Below are 19,276 nucleotides of genomic sequence, written 5' to 3' on the forward strand. Positions count from 1 at the left end.
CTGCTCTTCGAGTTGTATTGTTGATCTGGACGGGCGGCGAGTAAGCCACCGTCCCACGAACTGGATATCTCGCTGATGCAAAATCTGACCGCTCCTGCACTCGCCGAATGGCTCGCCGATACCTCGCGTCCCGCACCCGTGCTGCTCGACGTGCGCGAGCCGTGGGAACTGCAAACCGCGTCCATGGCCGGCGTCGTGTCGATTCCGATGCGCGAGATTCCCGCGCGCAGCGAAGAACTCGATGACGACGCGCAGATCGTCTGCATTTGCCATCACGGCGCGCGCAGTGCGCAGGTCGCGATGTTCCTCGAATCGCGCGGACACACCAATGTGTTCAATCTGCAGGGTGGCATCGATGCGTGGTCGCGTCAGGTCGATCCGTCGGTTCCGACTTATTGAGGTTCGGCGCGAAGATAGCGCGTTGAAACGGCGCAAGGGCTGATGGTCCTTGCGCCGTTTTTCTTTTGTGCTGCGTCGGAAATGCTGGCAAAGACCCCGCAAGCCAAGGTTTTGGCTTGCGGGGTCTTTGTTTTTGCTGACGCGTTATTCAGCCATATCTTTTCGGAATATGCCCATATGTACGGTGAAGTTTCGCGCGTAGCCTTCGAGGCTCTATAGGCACGACGAGACAATCGATATGCTTCACATATTGGCTAACGCGACGACCTACAGCAGAAAGCGCTTTCCCAATGCAAAAGGTCATACCGAGTGCGTTGAGTTCATCCGGCAAACCTTGAACGCACCCCATACAGCGGTGTGGCGCGAGGGCATGAAAATCGTGAGGGTGGCGCCTGGTCAAACAGATCCGGTCCCGCCCGGAACCGCTATTGCAACGTTTGTGGGAGGCCGGTATCCGCAACATGGAAGGACGGGCAAGCACGCTGCTATCTATCTCGGACAGGACGCTAGTGGTATTCAGGTGATGGATCAGTGGAACAGTCAGAACCAGGTACGCCGGCGAACTATATATTGGCACCCGCATTCCGGTGGCTTGAGCAACGATGCGAATGCTTTCTCGGTGATCGAATGGTGAAATCTAATCTCTTTGCGGTAGCGGTAATCGCGTCACTTGGCGCCGCTCTCGCGAATCAGGCTTGCGCAGCAACAGAATTGACGTGCTTGCCATCAATTTCAGTCAATGAGTCATTGAGTCAACAGATATCCCAAGAATGGACTCCCCAGCTAGATACGTCACCTCGCTTTTTGCAGGGGATAACATTCTTCGATGACGATCCTAGAAAGAACGCAAGCATCGTCCCTACTAGCGACACAGCCTTGACGGGCCACGACCGAATAGCCCGGTGGCGCTTTCGACCAAGCAGTATCCCGGTCTGGCTCGGGTGTCGATATGAGGGAACTGGCATCGTCCTTACAAGGCAACTACCCGCTTCCTATAAAGAATGCCAGCTTGTTTATGGCCCGGGTGGAGTCGTCAAGAAGATTAGCTGCGACTAGTCAGGCTCACGAGCAGCGCATCGTGCAGGGCGCGATGTTCCTCGAATCGCGCGGACATGCCCACGTGTTCAATCTGCAAGGTGGGATCGACGTGTGATCGCGTCAGGTCGGTCCGTCGGTTCCGACCTTCTGAGATTCACTGCCAAGGCAGCGCGTTGAAACGGCGCAAGGGCTGATGGTCCTTGCGCCGTTTTTCTTTTGTGCTGCGCCGGAAATGCTGGCAAAGACTCCGCAAGATCTTTGCCTTGCGGGGTCTTTGCTGTTTTTTGGGCCCGTCATTCAACCCATCACTGAGCAAGGTCCGGCAGTTCTTGTGGGGCTACCCCGCCGAGCGACGGCTGTTGCACGCCATCACTAAGGAAGGGAAATTTGGGCCGTCGCCCATATACGGACAACCTGTTGCACGGCGATTATCTGATCACTGCCGATCCGGGCAGCGACTTTGGATAGATGTTCGACACACGTATGTCGCTGTCTGTATCTGAGTCGTCTATTAGACACTATTGCTTCGGATTCCCGGCGCTATGTCGAGTTCAACCCCAGGGAGGAGTCATATGGCTGTTCAAGCACCACAGAAGACTGGCTATGAGAAATGGCAAGAGGGTATCAATAGCGCTGTGGGCAATGCTAAATGGAACTTCTACGATTGCGCAATCCAGATGACCGTGAACCAGTACAACCGGCACCTGTCGGGAACTGCCAGGTACAGGCCGTTGGATTGGCGGCTCATCAAGGCGATGATTTGGGTGGAGACCGGTGCGGAAAGCAAGAAATGGGAATCGAATCCGATTCAAATAGGTAATCCCGGCGATCCAGGATTGCGAGTGCTATTAGCTGGCAATGAAGGAGGAGATTTGATTATTCCCCCAACGTGGATGAATCGCCTCACCTTTGGTAGTGCAATAACGAATCCCTATCATAATATCGCTGCTGGTATTGGCTACTTACTGATGCGGACGGCAAATTATGCGATCAAAAACGTCCCGGACGCAGACGCCACAATTTACGAAGCCAGGGTACTGTCAGGGGACAGCATCGCCAAGATCGCCAAGACAAATGGAAGCACTATTGAAGTGATACAGAAACTCAATCCTTCCTTCCATCTATTGAGACCCGGTCAAGTACTGAAATATCAGAAGGCTTCGCTGAAGAAAGTCATTGTTAGCTGGAAAATTATTACGACATCAAGCATCGCGAAAAACTACAACTCCGGCGATTCCCTATATCCCCAGAAGCTGGATTATGCGCTGAGCCTGATCCACAAGGGGGAGGCTGCATTATGTGCTCAGTGAAAATGACGGCGATGTACATCATTCTCTACAGCATGTCAAGCATAGCGATTGGCGCCGAAGTCGGTTTTAAAGGGGATTTTGAGGGAACAGGTCGTGCGTGTTCCGGTGCGCTCTACGTGCGAGCCAACACAATTCAATGGAATTCAACGTATAGCGTCTGCAAGCCGACACGCTACGAAATCCTGGAAAAGAATTTCAGCGATGATCAAAGACGCATTGTCTTTCACTTGAAAAATCGAGGTCGCCAGTGTCGATTCAAGATTGTGGAACTTGAGCACGCAAGTGGGCACAACTGGAATGTGAGTGGTTACCAGTCCTTGGAAGGATTTCGAAAAAGGGATTTGCCAGACTGGAATAATTCCCCGTTACCCGAACGGCAAGTTTTGTCGTGTTTAATGGTAGGACCAGATTAAGCTCATTGCGTGACACCCCCCTTTCTACAAATTTTTGAACTGAATAGTCCAGCGCGGTCGTCGCGCGTGGTGTAGTACATCCCTTTCGCGCTCGCGAGCAGCCGCGGCGTGCTCTCCAACTGACGGTTCGCGGTGAAGGGCATTCAGAAAGCGGACTTATCGGGTCGGCTGACGGCGGCGCGTTCGATCATGTCCGGTCTCCCTGACCAGCATTCAGTATCACTGGTGCTCCGGTGTGAGGCAGCGCCTACGCCATGCACAAAAGCGCGGCGTCCCCAAGGCGCCTATGCACCGCCGACGCTCCGCCCGCGCCAGCGACGCTTCGCTGGCGTCAAAGCACGCTTCGTCGCGGCGCGACGCGCACCCGAACGAGGCGCGCCGCGCGCGACTGCACCAGTTTCGCGCCGTGCCATCGATGGACCGAGTCGCCACCCCCGCGCCCATAACCGCGCCACCACAGGCATCGCACGCGCATTGCGTCGAAAGCATCACATGGCATGTGCCTTGCAGTAGACGAGCGGCAAGCCGTGCGAGCTCAGCCAGGCTGGCTGAAATCGGCGCTCATAAACAGTGACCATCAATGACAAGGGGAAAGCACATGAAACGTCGCAGTCTGTTGAAGTACGGCTCCATGTCCGGCGCGCTCGCGCTCGCGGGCCGCGTGCCGTTCGCGCACGCGCAGTCCGATAGCGGTCCGATCAAGGTGGGCATCCTGCATTCGCTGTCCGGCACGATGGCGATCTCCGAGACGTCGCTGAAAGACACCGCATTGATGACGATCGCCGACATCAACAAGAACGGCGGTGTGATGGGCCGTCAGATCCAGCCGGTGGTCGTCGACCCGGCGTCGAACTGGCCGCTGTTCGCCGAGAAGGCGCGCCAGCTTCTCACGCAGGACAAATGCGCGGTCGTATTCGGCTGCTGGACCTCGGTGTCGCGCAAGTCGGTGCTGCCGGTGTTCGAGGAACTGAACGGCCTGCTGTTCTATCCGGTGCAGTACGAAGGCGAGGAAATGTCGCGCAACGTGTTCTATACGGGCGCAGCTCCTAACCAGCAGGCGATTCCCGCGACCGAATACCTGATGAGCGCCGAAGGCGGCGGCGCGAAGCGCTTCTTCCTGCTCGGCACCGACTATGTGTATCCGCGCACGACCAACAAGATCCTGCGCGCATTCCTCAAATCGAAGGGCGTGCAGGAAGCCGACATTCAGGAGGTCTATACGCCTTTCGGTCACAGCGACTATCAGACCATCGTCGCCAACATCAAGACGTTCTCGCAAGGCGGCAAGACCGCGGTGATCTCGACCGTGAACGGCGATTCGAACGTGCCGTTCTACAAGGAACTCGGCAACCAGGGGCTAAAGGCATCGGATGTGCCGGTCGTCGCGTTCTCGGTCGGCGAAGAGGAACTGCGCGGCATCGATACGAAGCCGCTCGTCGGCAATCTTGCGGCCTGGAACTACTTCATGTCGGTGCGCAACCCGTCCAATGAGAAGTTCAAGAAGCAATGGGCCACGTGGGTCAAGGACAACAACCTGCCGGGTGGCACGAAGCGCGTGACCAACGATCCGATGGAGGCGACCTTCGTCGGCATCCATATGTGGAAGCAGGCGGTCGAGAAAGCAAAGAGCACCGACGTCGACAAGGTGCGCGTCGCGATGGTCGGGCAGACCTTCGCGGCACCGTCGGGCTTCACGCTGGAGATGGACGGCAACCACCATCTGCACAAGCCGGTGATGATCGGCGAGGTACGCGCGGATGGCCAGTTCAACGTCGTGTGGCGTACCAAGGGGCCGATCCGCGCGCAACCGTGGAGCCCGTTCATCGCCGGCAATGCGGGCAAGCCAGATGTGGTCAGCTCGATTCCGGCGTTCCTGCGGCGCTCGCGCGTCGCGTGACGTGTCGGCGCGAGTCGCACCGCGGCGCGCGGCGAACCGCGCGTGTCTCGCCGCAGCAGCCGCGTGCCGCGCCGTGCGGCCTGCGTACCGGCACGCGCAGCGCACGCGCGGCGACGCCCCGCTGAAGCCGCGGCGGCACCCTCGCGCGCCCGAGCGGCTCATCGATTCAACCAGTGCAAAAGGCCATCATGGCGTTTTCATTTCCGACTTCCGTACGACGACGCGGCGCGGCGCTCCTGCTGCCGCTCGCGGTCCTTCTCGCCGCCGCGCCGGGCGCCGCATTCGCGCTGACCCAGGCCGACGTCGCGCCGCTCGCCGGCGACGACTTCGAGGCGAAGTCCGCCGCGATCGACAAACTAATCGCCACGCACGATACCGCGTCGCTCGCGGTGCTGAAGGCCCTCGCCGACGACAGCGCGCTCGCCACCGACTCAGGCGAGGTACTGCTGCAGGACGGCGACGCCACCCGCGATGCCGTCACCGGCCAACCGGTCGCCGCGAACGACGGGCAACCCATCACGCTGAACAACCTGCTGCGCTCGAAAGTAGCGGGCGCGCTGTCGGGTCTGCAACTCGCGTCGCCCGACCAGGCGACACGCGCAGCCGCCATCGATGCGCTGCTGAAAAACCCCGATCCATCGATCAAACCGCTGGTGGACGCCGCGCGCGCCAAAGAAACCGATCCCGCGCTGAAGAAGCGTCTCGACACGCTGTGGGCGATGAGCGCATTGCACGACCCGGACCCTTCGAAGCGTCTCGAAGCCGTGCAACTGGTCGCCGCGCGCCACGACCTCGAAATGAACGAGTTGCTGCGCCCGCTAGTCGCGAAGAAAGCCGACGGCACGTTTGTCGAAACCGACGAACGCGTGCGCGCGGCCGCGCAAAGCGGCATCGACGAGCTCGACGCGATCCAGCGCCGCAGCCAGATCGCGGGCACGCTGTTCGCCGGGCTGTCGCTCGGCAGCGTGCTGCTGCTCGCCGCGCTCGGCCTGGCGATCACGTATGGCCTGATCGGCGTGATCAACATGGCCCACGGCGAATTCCTGATGATCGGCGCCTACGCGACCTACGTCGTGCAGAACCTCGTTCAGCGCTTCGCGCCCAACGCGTTCGACTGGTATCCGCTCTTCGCGATACCGGCCTCCTTCGTCGCGGCCGCGCTGGTCGGCATCGTGCTCGAGCGGCTCGTACTGAAGCATCTGTACGGCCGCCCGCTCGAAACGCTGCTGACCACCTTCGGCGTGAGCCTGATCCTGATTCAGGCGACCCGCATGCTGTTCGGCGCGCAGAACGTCCAGGTCGTCAATCCGTCGTGGATGAGCGGCGGCGTCACCGTCCTGCCGAACCTGATCCTGCCGTACAACCGGCTCGCGATTCTCGCGTTCTCGCTGATCGTCGTCGCGATCGCGTGGGCCGTGCTCACGCGCACTCGGTTGGGTCTGTTCGTGCGCGCGGTCACGCAGAACCGCCGGATGGCCGCGTGCGTCGGCGTAAAAACCGCGCGCGTCGATTCGTATGCGTTCGCATTCGGCGCGGGCATCGCGGGGCTCGGCGGCTGCGCGCTGTCGCAGATCGGCAATGTCGGGCCCGACCTCGGCCAGAGCTACATCATCGACTCCTTCATGGCGGTCGTGCTAGGCGGTGTCGGCCAGCTTGCGGGCACCGTGCTCGGCGGCTTCGGCCTCGGGCTCGTCAGCAAGGCGATCGAACCGTTCTGGGGCGCGGTGCTCGCGAAGATCGCGGTACTCGTGCTGATCGTGCTGTTCATCCAGAAGCGTCCGCAGGGCATGTTCGCCTTGAAGGGCCGCAGCGCGGAGACATGAGATGGCATCGGCTACTTCATCGGCGAACCCCTCTTCCGCGGCGTCGTCGCGCGCGGGTGCCGGCGCCGCGCGCGAGTTCAACACCGGCTTTGCGCTCGGCCTGCCACCGCGACCCGCGTTGCTGTCGCGTCGCGCGTGGCTCGCGCTGATCGCGTTGATCATCGTGGTCGGCCTCGGCGTGCCGTTCGCCGCGCTGGTGATTCCGCAGACGAGCGCCTTGCATCTGTCCGCGTACGCGATGACGCTGACCGGCAAGTTCATGTGCTATGCGATCGCCGCGCTGGCGCTCGATCTGGTGTGGGGCTACTGCGGCATCCTGAGTCTGGGTCACGCGTTGTTCTTCGCGCTCGGCGGCTATGCGATCGGTATGTACCTGATGCGCGCGATCGGTCACGACGGCAAGTACGGCAGCGATCTGCCCGACTTCATGGTGTTTCTCGACTGGCACCAGTTGCCGTGGTACTGGCAAGGCACGCAGCATCTCAGCTACGCGCTGCTGCTCGTCGTGCTGGTGCCGGCCGTGGTCGCGTGGGTGTTCGGCTTCTTCACGTTCCGTTCGCGCGTGAAGGGCGTGTATCTGTCGATCATCACGCAGGCGATGACCTTCGCCGCGATGCTGCTGTTCTATCGCAACGAAACGGGCTTTGGCGGCAATAACGGCTTTACCGACTTCAAGCGCATCGGCGGTTTTCCGATCACGCATCAGGGCACCCGCGCCGTGTTGCTGCTGATCACCTTTGCGGTGCTGATCGCCGCGTTCATCGGCGCGCGCGCGATCGTCACCTCGAAGCTCGGCCGTGTCGTGACCGCGGTGCGCGACGGCGAAACGCGGCTGATGTTTCTCGGCTACAGCCCGCTCGCGTACAAGCTGTTCGTGTGGACCGTGTCGGCGGTGCTGTGCGGCATCGCGGGCGCGTTGTACGTGCCGCAGGTCGGCATCATCAATCCGGGCGAGATGTCGCCGGGCAACTCGATCGAAATGGCGATCTGGGTGGCGGTCGGCGGACGCGGCACACTGATCGGACCGATCATCGGCGCGTTCGCGGTGAACGGCGCGAAGAGCTTCTTTACAGCGAACTTCCCCGAATACTGGCTGTTCTTTCTCGGCCTGATCTTCGTGCTGGTGCCGCTGCTGCTGCCGAACGGCATCATGGGTCTCGCCGATCTGCTGACGCGCAAAAGAAACCGCTGAGGAACCGCTGATGAACGAAAACCCGATGGTTCCCGATCTGGATTTGCCCGAAGCACCGCCGGAACGCTCGCTGAGCGGCGTCGCGAGCATGGGGCACACGGTCGTGCCCGGCGAGATCGACGTATCGCACGGCACGATCCTGTACCTCGAAGACGTGACCGTCAGCTTCGACGGCTTTCGCGCACTCAACGCGTTATCGCTCGCGATCGACGCGGGCGAACTGCGCTGCATCATCGGCCCGAATGGCGCGGGCAAGACGACGATGATGGACGTGATCACGGGCAAGACCGCACCCGATCACGGCAAGGTGTTTCTCGGCCAGTCGATCGATCTGACGCGGATGAACGAACCGGCGATCGCGCGCGCCGGCATCGGCCGCAAGTTCCAGAAGCCGACCGTGTTCGAGCAGCATCCGGTGTGGGAAAACCTCGAACTCGCGATGAAAACCGACAAGGGCTGGTGGGCGTCGCTGCGCGCGCGGCTCGATCGAGACGCTCAGGCGCGCATCGAGCAAACGCTCGCATTGATCGGGCTGGAAAGCGAAGCCCGCAGGCTCGCCGGCGAGCTATCGCACGGCCAGAAGCAGCGCCTCGAAATCGGCATGCTGCTCATGCAACGCCCAGCATTGCTGCTGCTCGACGAACCCGCGGCCGGTATGACCGACGACGAAACGATGCAGCTCGCCGAATTGCTCAACCACCTGCGCGGCACCTGCTCGATGATGGTCGTCGAGCACGACATGGAGTTCGTCGCGGCGCTCGCGGGCGATACGGGCAAGGTGACGGTGATGGCCGAAGGCCGCGTGCTCGCGCACGGCACGCTCGACGAAGTGAAGCGCGATGAGACCGTGATCGAGTCTTATCTCGGCCGCTGATTGCAGCTCGAGGCGGTACCGCATCGTCAACCCGACAGGATGACTGAACCATGCTCGAAGTAGACCGACTGAACCAGTACTACGGCGGCAGCCATATTCTGCGCGATGTGAAGCTCACGGTGCCCGACCGCAAGCTGACGGTGCTGCTAGGGCGCAACGGCGTCGGCAAGACCACGCTGCTGCGCTGCCTGATGGGCGTCGTGCCCGCGAAAAGCGGTGCGATCGCGTGGCGCGGCGAACCGCTGATGAAACTACCCACGCATGCGCGCGTCGCCCAGGGGCTCGCCTACGTGCCGCAGGGCCGCGATATTTTTCCGCGCTTGACCGTAGAGGAAAACCTGCTGGTGGGCGCCGCCAGCAGAAGGTCGCCGAAGAAAATCCCCGATCGCATCTACGAGCTGTTCCCGGTGCTGGAGGACATGCGCAACCGGCGCGGCGGCGATCTGTCCGGCGGTCAGCAGCAACAGCTCGCGATCGGCCGCGCGCTGATGAGCGAGCCGCAACTGCTGATCCTCGACGAGCCGACCGAGGGCATCCAGCCGTCGATCATTCAGGACATCGGCCGCACGCTGCGGCAGCTCGTCGAGGACATGGGCATGACGGTGCTGCTCGTCGAGCAGTACTACGATTTCGCCAAAGCGATCGCCGATCGTTACTGGGTGATGAGTCGCGGCGAAATCATCGCGGGCGGTGAAGGGGCGAACATGGATGCCGATGGAGTGCGGGGCTTGATTGCCGTGTAAGCGTTTCTTCAATCTGCAACAGCCATTAGAAAGCTTGCGGCCCGCGCCGTCGGCCCCATCTGACGCGACTGAAGCTCACCACTCAAGTTATCCGCCGCGCAACCGTTACACAGGCTAGGCAGCGCCGCAACGGTTCGACGAGGTGGACACCATGGACGACAACAAGCAGGTCAGACGCGAGTTTTACAGAAACCCAGCCTCCTATTGCAGGGTGATGAACGTCGTGTCGGCAGTCACCTTTGGTTTATTCGAGGTACACAGCGGCGGTACGGTCGGCATGCTGTCGGTGCGCTGGGAGAAGCTCGGCAACGAACTCGCGCCCCAGCTGCACGCGTACTACGACAGCTGGCACGTGCTCGCGTCGTTCCAGGACGTCCTCGCGAGAATGGCTGAGACGACCGGTCCGTCGTGTTCGCCGGAAGCCTTCTGTCAGCTCTTGCTCGACTGCGGGTTCATCAATCGCGCGGAACGCGGCGTGGACGATCACACCGCGCCGACCCGCGTGCGCTAGACACTGCCGCGGTAAAACCTGGGTTAGCAACACAACATCGTTAGAGAAGGGAGAAAAGTATGTCCGTGACGGTTCACGTCGAGTATCAGTACTGCCGACATGGCAAGAAAGCAATCGAGACAGGCAGCGACTCGTTGACCGTCCAGGAAAACACCCCGCGCGCGATCGTCGCGTTGCTGCGGCTGCTGCATCCGCAGTGGGAGGGCATCAAGGTGCTGTCGGTGACCGAGGCCTCGCCTGAAGGCACTGCGTCGTAGTCGCTAGCGCGCGGCTCTCGCGCGGCGACCGCGTGCTATCCTCGCCGCACGCCGGTTCCCCTTTCATCCGCATGTCGCTCCACGAAAATCTCGCCTCGCTCGCCGCCACGCACTCCTCGTGGCGCGCGCGACTCGAGCTCGGCTTCGTCGGCGGCGACGCTCGCACGACGCTCGCCCACCGGCTTCACGATGGGCCGCTGCGCGTGCAACGGCCGCTCTATCCGGAAGGCCCGGCGATCTGTCACGCGGTGATCGTGCATCCGCCCGGCGGCGTCGCGGGTGGCGATCAGCTCGACATCGACATCACGCTCGCCGCGCACACACATGCGGTGCTGACGACGCCGGGCGCAACCAAGTGGTACAAGTCGAATGGCCGCGCGGCGCGGCAGTGCATCGCGCTCAGGGTCGGCGAACAGGCGAAGCTCGACTGGCTGCCGCAGAACAACATCGTGTTCGATCACGCGAACGCGCAACTCGATTTTTCGCTGACGCTCGGCGCCGGCGCGAGCGCGATCGGCTGGGACGCGACGCAGCTCGGACGCCAGGCGGCCGGCGAACGCTGGTCGGCGGGTAGCTTGCGCGCAGTGTCGCGCATCGTCGGCGCGAATGGCGAGCTGCTGTGGTTCGAACGCGCGACTCTCAGCGCCGACGATCCGCTGCGCGACGCGCCGCAGGGTCTCGCCGGCTTTCCGGCCTACGGCACGCTGTGGGCAGTAGGCGCCGCTTGCGACGACGCGCTCGCCGAGTCGCTCACCGCGCAACTGCCGTTCGACGACACGTTGCGAGCGGCAGCCTCGTGCGTGACCAACGGCGTACTGCTCGTGCGCGCGGTGTCACGCTCGATGGAAACGCTGCAGCACGCGCTCACGCGCTGCTGGCTGCAATTGCGGCCGGTCGTGCACGGTGTCGCGGCGGTGCCGTTGCGGATCTGGTCGACCTGAGCGCACGGCTTCCCGCTTTCGTCTTGATCACCCTATTCGCGCACCAAGGCGGCGCACGCGCACGCCCCAACCATGTGCGCGAACCGGCGTAGCGTGCCGCCCAGCCACAGCCCAGCGCGATGGCACACAGTTTGCGTTGGATTCGCCACTTCGCGGCCGGACACGAAGAAGCCAGCGACGACCCGACTCCAACGACACCACCACCGCTCACGCCGATGACCCGCACCCTCTCCCGCTCCGCGCGCCGCACCTTGCTGGCCGCATTGCTCGCCCTGCCCATCGTCGCCGACCTCGCGTTTCATGCGGGCGCCGCGCACGCCGACACGCTCGACAACATCGCCAAGGCCGGCGTGCTGAAGGTCGCCGTGCCCGAAGACTATCCGCCGTTCGGCTCGGTCGGTCCCGACATGAAGCCGCAGGGCTACGACATCGACACGGCCGCGCTGCTCGCCAAAGCGATGAACGTGAAGCTCGAACTGGTGCCGGTCAACAGCGCGAACCGCATTCCGTATCTGCAAACGGGCAAGGTCGATCTCGTGATCTCGTCGCTCGGCAAAACGCCTGAGCGCGAGAAAGTGATCGACTTCTCGAGCGCGTACGCGCCGTACTACCAGGGCGTGTTCGGTCCCGCCGATATCAAGGTCAGCGGTCCTGCCGATCTGACAGGCAAGACCGTCGGCGCGACGCGCGGCGCGCTCGAGGAAATCGGTCTCACGCAGATGGCGCCGAACGCGACGATCAAACGCTTCGAGGACAACAACGCGACGATCGCCGCGTTCCTGTCCGGCCAGGTGCAGCTGATCGCGGCCGGCAACATCGTCGCGGCCGCGATCCTCGCGAAGAACCCGCCGCGCCGTCCGGAGCCGAAGTTCGTGATCAAGAACTCGCCCTGCTTCGTCGGCATGAATAAAAACGAGCCGCGTCTGCAACAGAAGGTCGATGCCGCGATCGCGCAGGCAAAGCAGGACGGCACGCTCGGTGCGATGTCGAAGAAGTGGTTCGGCGCACCGCTGCCCGCCGACCTGTAATCTTGCAAGCGCAGTTGTAAGCGCGCCGTTAGCCGGGCTTGATACCTTGACCGGCTGATGGCGCGACGACCACGCCGCCACGACACCTCAACGCCGAGACCCACACCCGATGAAGCTGACACCTCGCGAGAAGGACAAGCTGCTGATCTTCACCGCCGCGCTGCTCGCCGAACGGCGCCGTGCGCGCGGCCTCAAGCTGAACTATCCGGAAGCGGTCGCCTTCATCACCGCCGCGCTGATGGAAGCCGCGCGCGACGGCAAGAGCGTCGCCGAAGTGATGCACTACGGCACCACGCTGCTCACGCGCGCCGACGTGATGGAGGGGGTCCCCGAAATGATCTCCGACATCCAGGTCGAAGCGACGTTCCCCGACGGCACCAAGCTCGTCACCGTCCATCATCCGATTCCCTGAAGTCCTCTTCGTCAAGGCAGGCCCCATGATTCCCGGCGAACTCCTCATCGACGACGGCGAGCACGAACTGAACGCGGGCCGCGCGACGCTCACGCTGGTCGTGTCGAATACCGGCGACCGTCCCGTGCAGATCGGCTCGCATTACCACTTCTACGAAGTGAACGACGCGCTGTCATTCGATCGCGAAGCGGCGCGCGGCTTTCGGCTGAACATCGCGGCGGGTACCGCGGTGCGCTTCGAGCCCGGCCAGGAGCGCACAGTCGAGCTCGTCGCGCTGGCGGGCGAGCGCGTCGTGTACGGCTTCAACGGCAAGGTGATGGGCAAGCTGTGATGCGCTGCCCGCGCCCCTGGCGTTTCGACCGCCCTGCTCCGCCATGCGTTGCTTGTAGCCCGCCTGTAGCTCACTCCGGACCCACACCATGACACTACGCATTGGCCGCCGCGCGTACGCGGAGATGTTCGGCCCCAGCACCGGCGACCGCGTGCGCCTCGCCGACACCGAACTGCTGATCGAGATCGAGCGCGACTTCACGACCTACGGCGAAGAGGTCAAGTTCGGCGGCGGCAAGGTGATTCGCGACGGCATGGGCCAGTCGCAGCGCGTGCATGCCGAGGTCGTGGATACCGTCGTGACGAATGCGGTGATCCTCGATCACTGGGGCATCGTGAAGGCCGACATCGGCATCAAGGACGGCCGCATCGCGGCGATCGGCAAGGCCGGCAATCCCGACATTCAGCCCAACGTGACGATCGCGATTGGCGCGGCCACCGAAGTGATCGCGGGCGAAGGGCTGATCGTGACCGCGGGCGGCATCGATACGCACATCCACTTCATCAGCCCGCAGCAGATCGAGGAAGCGCTCGCGAGCGGCGTGACGACGATGCTCGGCGGTGGCACCGGCCCCGCGACCGGCACGAATGCGACGACCTGCACGCCGGGGCCGTGGCATCTCGAACGCATGCTGCAAGCGGCCGATGGTTATCCGATGAATCTCGGCTTTCTCGGCAAGGGCAACGTGAGCCAGCCGGCACCGCTGACCGAACAGATCGCCGCTGGCGCGATCGGCCTGAAGCTGCACGAGGACTGGGGCACGACACCCGCGGCGATCGACAACTGTCTTTCCGTCGCCGACGATACCGACACGCAGGTCGCGATCCACACCGATACGCTGAACGAAGCGGGCTTCGTCGAAACGACCGTTGCAGCGTTCAAGGGCCGCACGATCCACACCTATCACACCGAAGGCGCGGGCGGCGGCCACGCGCCGGACATCATCAAGGTGTGCGGCGAAGCGAACGTGCTGCCGTCGTCGACGAATCCGACACGGCCGTACACGGTCAACACGCTCGACGAGCATCTCGACATGCTGATGGTGTGCCATCACCTCGATCCGTCGATTGCGGAAGACATCGCGTTCGCCGAATCGCGGATTCGCCGCGAGACGATCGCGGCCGAGGACATCCTGCACGATCTCGGCGCGCTTTCGATGCTATCTTCGGATTCGCAGGCGATGGGCCGCGTCGGCGAAGTGATCATCCGCACGTGGCAGACCGCGCACAAGATGAAGGTGCAACGCGGCGCGCTGCCCGAGGACAACGCGCGTCGCGACAATTTCCGCGCGAAGCGCTACGTCGCGAAGTACACGATCAATCCGGCGATCACGCACGGCATCGCGCATGAGGTCGGCTCGATCGAGCCTGGCAAGTGGGCCGATCTGGTGTTCTGGGAGCCGGCTTTTTTCGGCATCAAGCCGTCGCTGATCCTGAAGGGCGGCATGATCGCGATGGCGCAGATGGGGGATCCGAATGCATCGATTCCGACGCCGCAGCCCGTGCATTATCGCGAGATGTTCGCGACGCGCGGTGGCGCGCTGGGTCGCACGTCGCTGACCTTCGTGTCGCAACTCGCCGCCGATGCGAACGTCGCCGCACGCTATGGTTTGGAAAAGCGCATCGTCGCGGTGAAGAACTGCCGCAGCGTGACGAAGGCCGACATGATTCACAACGCGTGGCGCCCGAACATCAGCGTCGATCCGGAAACCTATCAGGTGATCGCCGACGGCCAGCTGCTGACCTGCGATCCGGCCACCGTGCTGCCGATGGCGCAACGCTATTTCCTGTTCTGACCATGCGTACACTGAACAAACTTCTCGCGCCGCATCTGAAGATTGCGCCCGTACTCGTCAAGCGAGCGCCGACATTGACGCTCGCGTTCGATGAACGTCGCAAGAGCCGTCTTGCCGCGACGCTCGATAACGGCGAGGAAATCGCCTTGCTGTTGCCGCGCGGCACCGTGCTGCGCGATGGCGACGTGCTCGTCGCCGATGATGGCGGGCTCGTGCGTGTCGTCGCTGCTGACGAAGCCGTGCTTGTGGTACGCGCTTCGGACGCGTTGACGTTGACGCGCGCCGCGTATCACCTCGGCAATCGTCATACGCCGGTCGAAGTGGGCGCCGATTATCTGAAGCTCGAAGACGATCCGGTGCTCGCCGACATGCTCGAGCGCATCGGCGCGACGCTCGAGCAGGTGTCGCTGCCGTTCCACCCTGAGGCCGGTGCATATGGCGGCGGGCACAAGCATGGGCACGACGAGACGTTCGCCGAGGACTATGCGATCGCGCAGCAGGTGTTCGGTGACCATCATGGGCATGAGCACTCGCACGACCACGACCATGACCACGTGCACGACGAATCGTGCGGACATGGGCACCACTCGCATGACCATGCGCATCGCTGAGCTCACCGCGCTGCTGCATCTCGCGTCGCCGGCGCTGCCGATCGGCGCGTTCAGCTATTCGCAGGGTCTCGAGGCGGCGATCGAAGCGCAACTCATCACCGACGCCGACTCCGCGCGCACGTGGATCGAGTGCGGGCTGACTGACGTGCTCGCGCGCGGCGAGTTGCCGTTCCTCGCGCAGCAGATCGAACGCTGGCGCACGCACGACGCCGTGGAACTCGCCGACGCCAACGCCGAATTCCTCGCGAGCCGCGAGTCCGCCGAACTGCGCCGCGAACCCGAGCAGATGGGTTGGTCGCTGCGGCAGTTGTGCGTGTCGCTCGAATGGGGCGATGCGGCGAGGCGCGAAACGCTCGCGTCGCTCGCGCCGCTCGCGCTGCCGAGCGCGTTCGCATTCGCCGCCTACGCGCACGATGCGTCCACCGATGCCGCGCTCGCCTCCTACGCGTTCAGCTGGGTCGAGAACCAGGCCGCCGCCGCGTTGAAGGCGGTGCCGCTCGGCCAGCTCGCGGGACAGCGCATCATCGTCGCGCTGCGCGAACCAATCGACGCAGCCGTCGCGCGTGCGCTCGCCATTTCGCGTGACGGCCTCAACACATTCGCACCGCAGCTCGGCATTCTGTCGGCGCGCCACGAGTCGCAGTATTCGCGGCTCTTCCGCTCGTAACACGATTTCCACGATCCATCATGAACGCACATCATCATCCGGCCTCTCATACCGCGAACCAGACCCGCACGAAGAAACTGCCGCCGCTGCGCGTGGGCGTCGGCGGCCCGGTCGGCTCGGGCAAGACCACGCTGCTCGAAATGCTGTGCAAGGCGATGCGCGACCAGTACGACCTCGTCGCGATCACGAACGACATCTATACGAAAGAGGATCAGCGTCTGCTGACCGTCGCGGGCGCGCTGCCGGCCGAGCGCATCATGGGTGTCGAGACGGGCGGCTGCCCGCACACGGCGATCCGCGAGGACGCGTCGATCAACCTCGAAGCGGTCGAGCGCATGCTCACGCGTTTTCCGGACGCGGACATCGTGTTCATCGAATCGGGTGGCGACAATCTCGCGGCAACCTTCAGCCCGGAGCTGTCGGACCTGACGATCTACGTGATCGATGTTGCGGGCGGCGAGAAGATTCCGCGCAAGGGCGGCCCCGGCATCACGAAGTCGGATCTGCTCGTGATCAACAAGACCGATCTCGCGCCGCTGGTGGGCGCAAACCTCGATGTGATGGCGTCGGATGCGAAGAAGATGCGCGGCGAGCGGCCCTTCGTGATGTGCAATCTGAAGGCGCTCGAAGGGCTCGACGAAGTGGTGAAATTTATTGAAAAGAAGGGGTTGTTGAAGGTGTGAAGGGAGGGATTGGGAATGCTCGTGGTGTCGTCTTTGCACGCCACGCCGCTAATCCCTACTCCGGCAACAACGCCGCCAACACATCGACCGTCCTCGCCGTCGCCCCGCGATGCCTCGCCGCAAACGCGGCAGCCGCACCGCCCATCGCGAGCCGCCGCGACTTGTCGCCGAACAGCTCGCGCAGCGCGCGCGCCAGATCGGCCGGGTCCTGCACCTGCACGGCGGCACCGGCCGCGACCGCATCGGCGGTGGCCTGCGTGAAGTTGAAAACGTGTGGCCCGATCAGCACCGGCACGCCGACCGCGCACGCTTCGATCAGGTTCTGTCCGCCGAGCGGCAGCAGACTGCCGCCGATGAACGCAAGATCCGACGCCGCGTAGTAAGCGCCCAACTCGCCCATCGAATCGCCGAGCAGCACGTTCACGTCGCGTGGCAGCGGTGGCACGCCATCGTCAGCGATGCGCGCGGCCGACGCGACCTTCGCATCTGGTGCCCAGTTCGATCGGCGTTCGAGCCGCAACCCCGCCTTCTCGACGAGCGCCGCGACTTCATTGAAGCGTTGCGGGTGACGCGGCACCAGAATCAGCAGCGCATCGTCGACGCCGAGCGCCGCGAACGCGTCGAGCACCAGCGCCTCTTCGCCCTCGCGCGTGCTCGCCGCGACCCACACGGGCCGCGTGCCGATCGCCGCGCGCCACGCGTGGCCGCGCGCCGCGAGTTCGGGCGGCGTGCTCATGTCGAACTTGAGGTTGCCGAGCACCGCGACGTTGCGCGCGCCGAGCGAGGTCAGCCGCTCGGCATCGGACGGGCTCTGCGCGAGCACGCGCGCGAAGCCGCCGAACACGTCCTTCGTCGCGCCGCCGAACTTCGCCGCGCGCTTGAACGAACGCGCCGACATCCGCGCATTGGTCAGCACGAGCGGCACGTCGGCGCGCCGGCATTCGTCGATCAAGGTCGGCCATACCTCGGTTTCCATCACGAGACCGAGCGACGGCCGCCACGCGCGCAGGAAGCGCCGTACCGCATGCGGCATGTCGTACGGTAGATAGCTGCGCAACACGCGGTCGCCGAAAATTTCGCCGCCGGTCGCGCGGCCGCTCGGCGTCATGTGCGTGAGCAGAATGCGAGCGTCGGGGCGCGCCTTCATCAGCGCATCGATCAGCGGCTGGGCGGCGCGCGTCTCGCCAACCGACACCGCATGCACCCAGATCAACGGCGCGTTGTCTTCGGGCAAGCGTCCACGCGAATAACCGAAGCGCTCGCCGATATGCTCGCGATAACCGCGCTCCTTGCGCGAACGGATCAACAGGCGCAGCACGGCAAGCGGCGCGATCAGCCACCAGAGCGCGCGATAGATCGCTCTTAGCATCGGCGCTCCGCGTGGTTCGTCTTCGTCGCAAAGTCCACGGCGCTGATACGCGCGATGCGGGCCGGCACCTGCCCGGCCCTCGAATCGACCGCCGCGCTCAAACCAGCGCCCTGCCCTTCAGGCGCTCGAGAATGCCGAGCGGCGCGCATTCCGGCTGCGCCATCGCCTTCACCGGCAGGAAGAAAGTTTGCTCCAGCATGAACTGGCCGGACATCACCGCGTGCGAGGTCTGGTCGGAGAAGCACACCCACACGCTGCCCGGCGGAAACGGCATGGTCTCTTGCGGACTCGTCTTCTGATAGTCGAGGTCGGCCTTCATGCTGTCGTGCAGATTGAGCATCAGATGGTCGTATTCGCTGCGCGGCGACTTCGTCACATGCAGCAGGTTCAGCAGCCACGCGGAGCCCGGCATCTGCGGCTTGATGCGCGGCAGGAAGCGCTGCGCCATGTCCTCGAACGGCTCGCCGACGCGCCACACGCGCGGCACGCCATGCGGGTTCACGTTGGTGAACACGCGCAGGATGCGCTCGCCGTAGTTAGGCCGCGACGGAAACGCGTCGACGTGCAGACGGCTGTCGTCCTTGCGCCACGAGGTTTCGCGCGTCTCGACCTGATGCAGCCGCAGGCTCGTCGGCGCGACGCGCAATTTGCCGTTGTACTCGGGAAAGAGCCCGTCGACGAGCGTGCGCGCATTCGCCTGATAACGCGCGATCAACGCGCGCACCGCCGATTGAGTGACCGCATCGCCGGCCACGCCATGCAACGCGCCGCCGTTCGGTTCGAGGCTGATGTTCTTGCGGTTCGGATCGGCGATCGCGGGATCGAGCAACGCCTGCTCGCCACCGTCGATCGCGAAGCGCAGGTTCGGGAAGTACAGCACCTTGCCGCGCTCGACGCCGGCGAGCAGCGTCTCGCGCGGCACGGACAGGTTGCAGCCGTGCCAGTCGGCGTTCGCTACTTCGATGATCTGGGTTTCGTTCAT

22 protein-coding genes are annotated in these 19,276 nt (G+C 63.5%); 20 read left to right on the top strand and 2 right to left on the bottom strand.

The window, feature by feature from the left end; genetic code table 11:
- Nucleotides 1-75 precede the first annotated feature (75 nt).
- The 20 genes from QFZ91_RS11690 (at nucleotide 76) to ureG (ending at nucleotide 16,925) form a co-directional block, all read left to right on the top strand.
- On the top strand, nucleotides 76-399 hold the full coding sequence (locus QFZ91_RS11690; protein WP_018431735.1) for a rhodanese-like domain-containing protein: 324 nt from the start codon (nucleotides 76-78) through the stop codon (nucleotides 397-399).
- 238 nt (nucleotides 400-637) lie between these two features.
- Nucleotides 638-1,033, top strand: a complete 396-nt coding sequence (locus QFZ91_RS11695) for a BPSL0067 family protein (RefSeq protein ID WP_429567323.1) — start codon at nucleotides 638-640, stop codon at nucleotides 1,031-1,033.
- Complete coding sequence (locus QFZ91_RS11700) at nucleotides 1,027-1,455, top strand: STY0301 family protein (RefSeq protein WP_429567324.1); 429 nt, start codon at nucleotides 1,027-1,029, stop codon at nucleotides 1,453-1,455. The genes QFZ91_RS11695 and QFZ91_RS11700 overlap by 7 nt, the downstream gene beginning before the upstream one ends.
- A gap of 554 nt (nucleotides 1,456-2,009) precedes the next feature.
- The gene (locus QFZ91_RS11705) at nucleotides 2,010-2,747 is read left to right on the top strand and encodes a LysM peptidoglycan-binding domain-containing protein (protein ID WP_429567325.1); all 738 of its coding nucleotides are present in this window, start codon (nucleotides 2,010-2,012) and stop codon (nucleotides 2,745-2,747) included.
- Nucleotides 2,748-2,758: 11 nt separating this feature from the next.
- The gene (locus QFZ91_RS11710) at nucleotides 2,759-3,160 is read left to right on the top strand and encodes a hypothetical protein (protein WP_429567326.1); all 402 of its coding nucleotides are present in this window, start codon (nucleotides 2,759-2,761) and stop codon (nucleotides 3,158-3,160) included.
- Between the two features lie 598 nt (nucleotides 3,161-3,758).
- A complete protein-coding gene (gene urtA / locus QFZ91_RS11715; protein WP_176109344.1) occupies nucleotides 3,759-5,057 on the top strand; it encodes an urea ABC transporter substrate-binding protein in 1,299 nt (432 codons plus the stop codon).
- 188 nt (nucleotides 5,058-5,245) lie between these two features.
- The gene (gene urtB / locus QFZ91_RS11720; protein ID WP_429567327.1) at nucleotides 5,246-6,880 is read left to right on the top strand and encodes an urea ABC transporter permease subunit UrtB; all 1,635 of its coding nucleotides are present in this window, start codon (nucleotides 5,246-5,248) and stop codon (nucleotides 6,878-6,880) included.
- A 1-nt stretch (nucleotide 6,881) separates the two neighbouring features.
- Nucleotides 6,882-8,072, top strand: a complete 1,191-nt coding sequence (gene urtC, locus QFZ91_RS11725; RefSeq protein WP_184227814.1) for an urea ABC transporter permease subunit UrtC — start codon at nucleotides 6,882-6,884, stop codon at nucleotides 8,070-8,072.
- Between the two features lie 10 nt (nucleotides 8,073-8,082).
- Entirely contained in the window at nucleotides 8,083-8,946 is an 864-nt protein-coding gene (gene urtD / locus QFZ91_RS11730) for an urea ABC transporter ATP-binding protein UrtD (protein ID WP_368623641.1), read from the top strand.
- A 50-nt stretch (nucleotides 8,947-8,996) separates the two neighbouring features.
- Complete coding sequence (gene urtE, locus QFZ91_RS11735) at nucleotides 8,997-9,689, top strand: urea ABC transporter ATP-binding subunit UrtE (protein ID WP_176366978.1); 693 nt, start codon at nucleotides 8,997-8,999, stop codon at nucleotides 9,687-9,689.
- A gap of 151 nt (nucleotides 9,690-9,840) precedes the next feature.
- The gene (locus QFZ91_RS11740) at nucleotides 9,841-10,200 is read left to right on the top strand and encodes a hypothetical protein (RefSeq protein ID WP_429567328.1); all 360 of its coding nucleotides are present in this window, start codon (nucleotides 9,841-9,843) and stop codon (nucleotides 10,198-10,200) included.
- A 59-nt stretch (nucleotides 10,201-10,259) separates the two neighbouring features.
- The gene (locus QFZ91_RS11745) at nucleotides 10,260-10,457 is read left to right on the top strand and encodes a hypothetical protein (protein ID WP_176109348.1); all 198 of its coding nucleotides are present in this window, start codon (nucleotides 10,260-10,262) and stop codon (nucleotides 10,455-10,457) included.
- Nucleotides 10,458-10,528: 71 nt separating this feature from the next.
- Nucleotides 10,529-11,398 (top strand): urease accessory protein UreD, encoded by an 870-nt coding sequence (locus QFZ91_RS11750; protein ID WP_429567329.1) that lies wholly within the window; start codon nucleotides 10,529-10,531, stop codon nucleotides 11,396-11,398.
- Nucleotides 11,399-11,613: 215 nt separating this feature from the next.
- Nucleotides 11,614-12,426: a transporter substrate-binding domain-containing protein gene (locus tag QFZ91_RS11755; RefSeq protein WP_176121116.1), complete on the top strand. Its 813-nt coding sequence runs from the start codon at nucleotides 11,614-11,616 to the stop codon at nucleotides 12,424-12,426.
- 109 nt (nucleotides 12,427-12,535) lie between these two features.
- A complete protein-coding gene (gene ureA, locus QFZ91_RS11760) occupies nucleotides 12,536-12,838 on the top strand; it encodes an urease subunit gamma (RefSeq protein ID WP_429567330.1) in 303 nt (100 codons plus the stop codon).
- A 25-nt stretch (nucleotides 12,839-12,863) separates the two neighbouring features.
- Complete coding sequence (locus QFZ91_RS11765) at nucleotides 12,864-13,169, top strand: urease subunit beta (protein ID WP_176366975.1); 306 nt, start codon at nucleotides 12,864-12,866, stop codon at nucleotides 13,167-13,169.
- A gap of 88 nt (nucleotides 13,170-13,257) precedes the next feature.
- A complete protein-coding gene (ureC, locus tag QFZ91_RS11770; RefSeq protein WP_429567331.1) occupies nucleotides 13,258-14,964 on the top strand; it encodes an urease subunit alpha in 1,707 nt (568 codons plus the stop codon).
- 2 nt (nucleotides 14,965-14,966) lie between these two features.
- Complete coding sequence (gene ureE / locus QFZ91_RS11775) at nucleotides 14,967-15,575, top strand: urease accessory protein UreE (protein WP_429567332.1); 609 nt, start codon at nucleotides 14,967-14,969, stop codon at nucleotides 15,573-15,575.
- Complete coding sequence (locus QFZ91_RS11780; protein WP_429568629.1) at nucleotides 15,562-16,242, top strand: urease accessory protein UreF; 681 nt, start codon at nucleotides 15,562-15,564, stop codon at nucleotides 16,240-16,242. The genes ureE and QFZ91_RS11780 overlap by 14 nt, the downstream gene beginning before the upstream one ends.
- A 20-nt stretch (nucleotides 16,243-16,262) precedes the next feature.
- A complete protein-coding gene (ureG, locus tag QFZ91_RS11785) occupies nucleotides 16,263-16,925 on the top strand; it encodes an urease accessory protein UreG (protein ID WP_429567333.1) in 663 nt (220 codons plus the stop codon).
- A 55-nt stretch (nucleotides 16,926-16,980) separates the two neighbouring features.
- Here the strand turns inward: ureG and waaA are convergent, their stop codons facing one another.
- Nucleotides 16,981-18,294, bottom strand: a complete 1,314-nt coding sequence (gene waaA, locus QFZ91_RS11790) for a lipid IV(A) 3-deoxy-D-manno-octulosonic acid transferase (RefSeq protein WP_429567334.1) — start codon at nucleotides 18,292-18,294, stop codon at nucleotides 16,981-16,983.
- A 97-nt stretch (nucleotides 18,295-18,391) separates the two neighbouring features.
- Complete coding sequence (locus QFZ91_RS11795; protein ID WP_429567335.1) at nucleotides 18,392-19,276, bottom strand: Kdo hydroxylase family protein; 885 nt, start codon at nucleotides 19,274-19,276, stop codon at nucleotides 18,392-18,394.

Origin of the sequence: Paraburkholderia sp. JPY419 (genome assembly GCF_050435705.1) — a bacterium.
In the GTDB taxonomy this organism is placed as follows: Bacteria; Pseudomonadota; Gammaproteobacteria; order Burkholderiales; family Burkholderiaceae; genus Paraburkholderia; species Paraburkholderia youngii.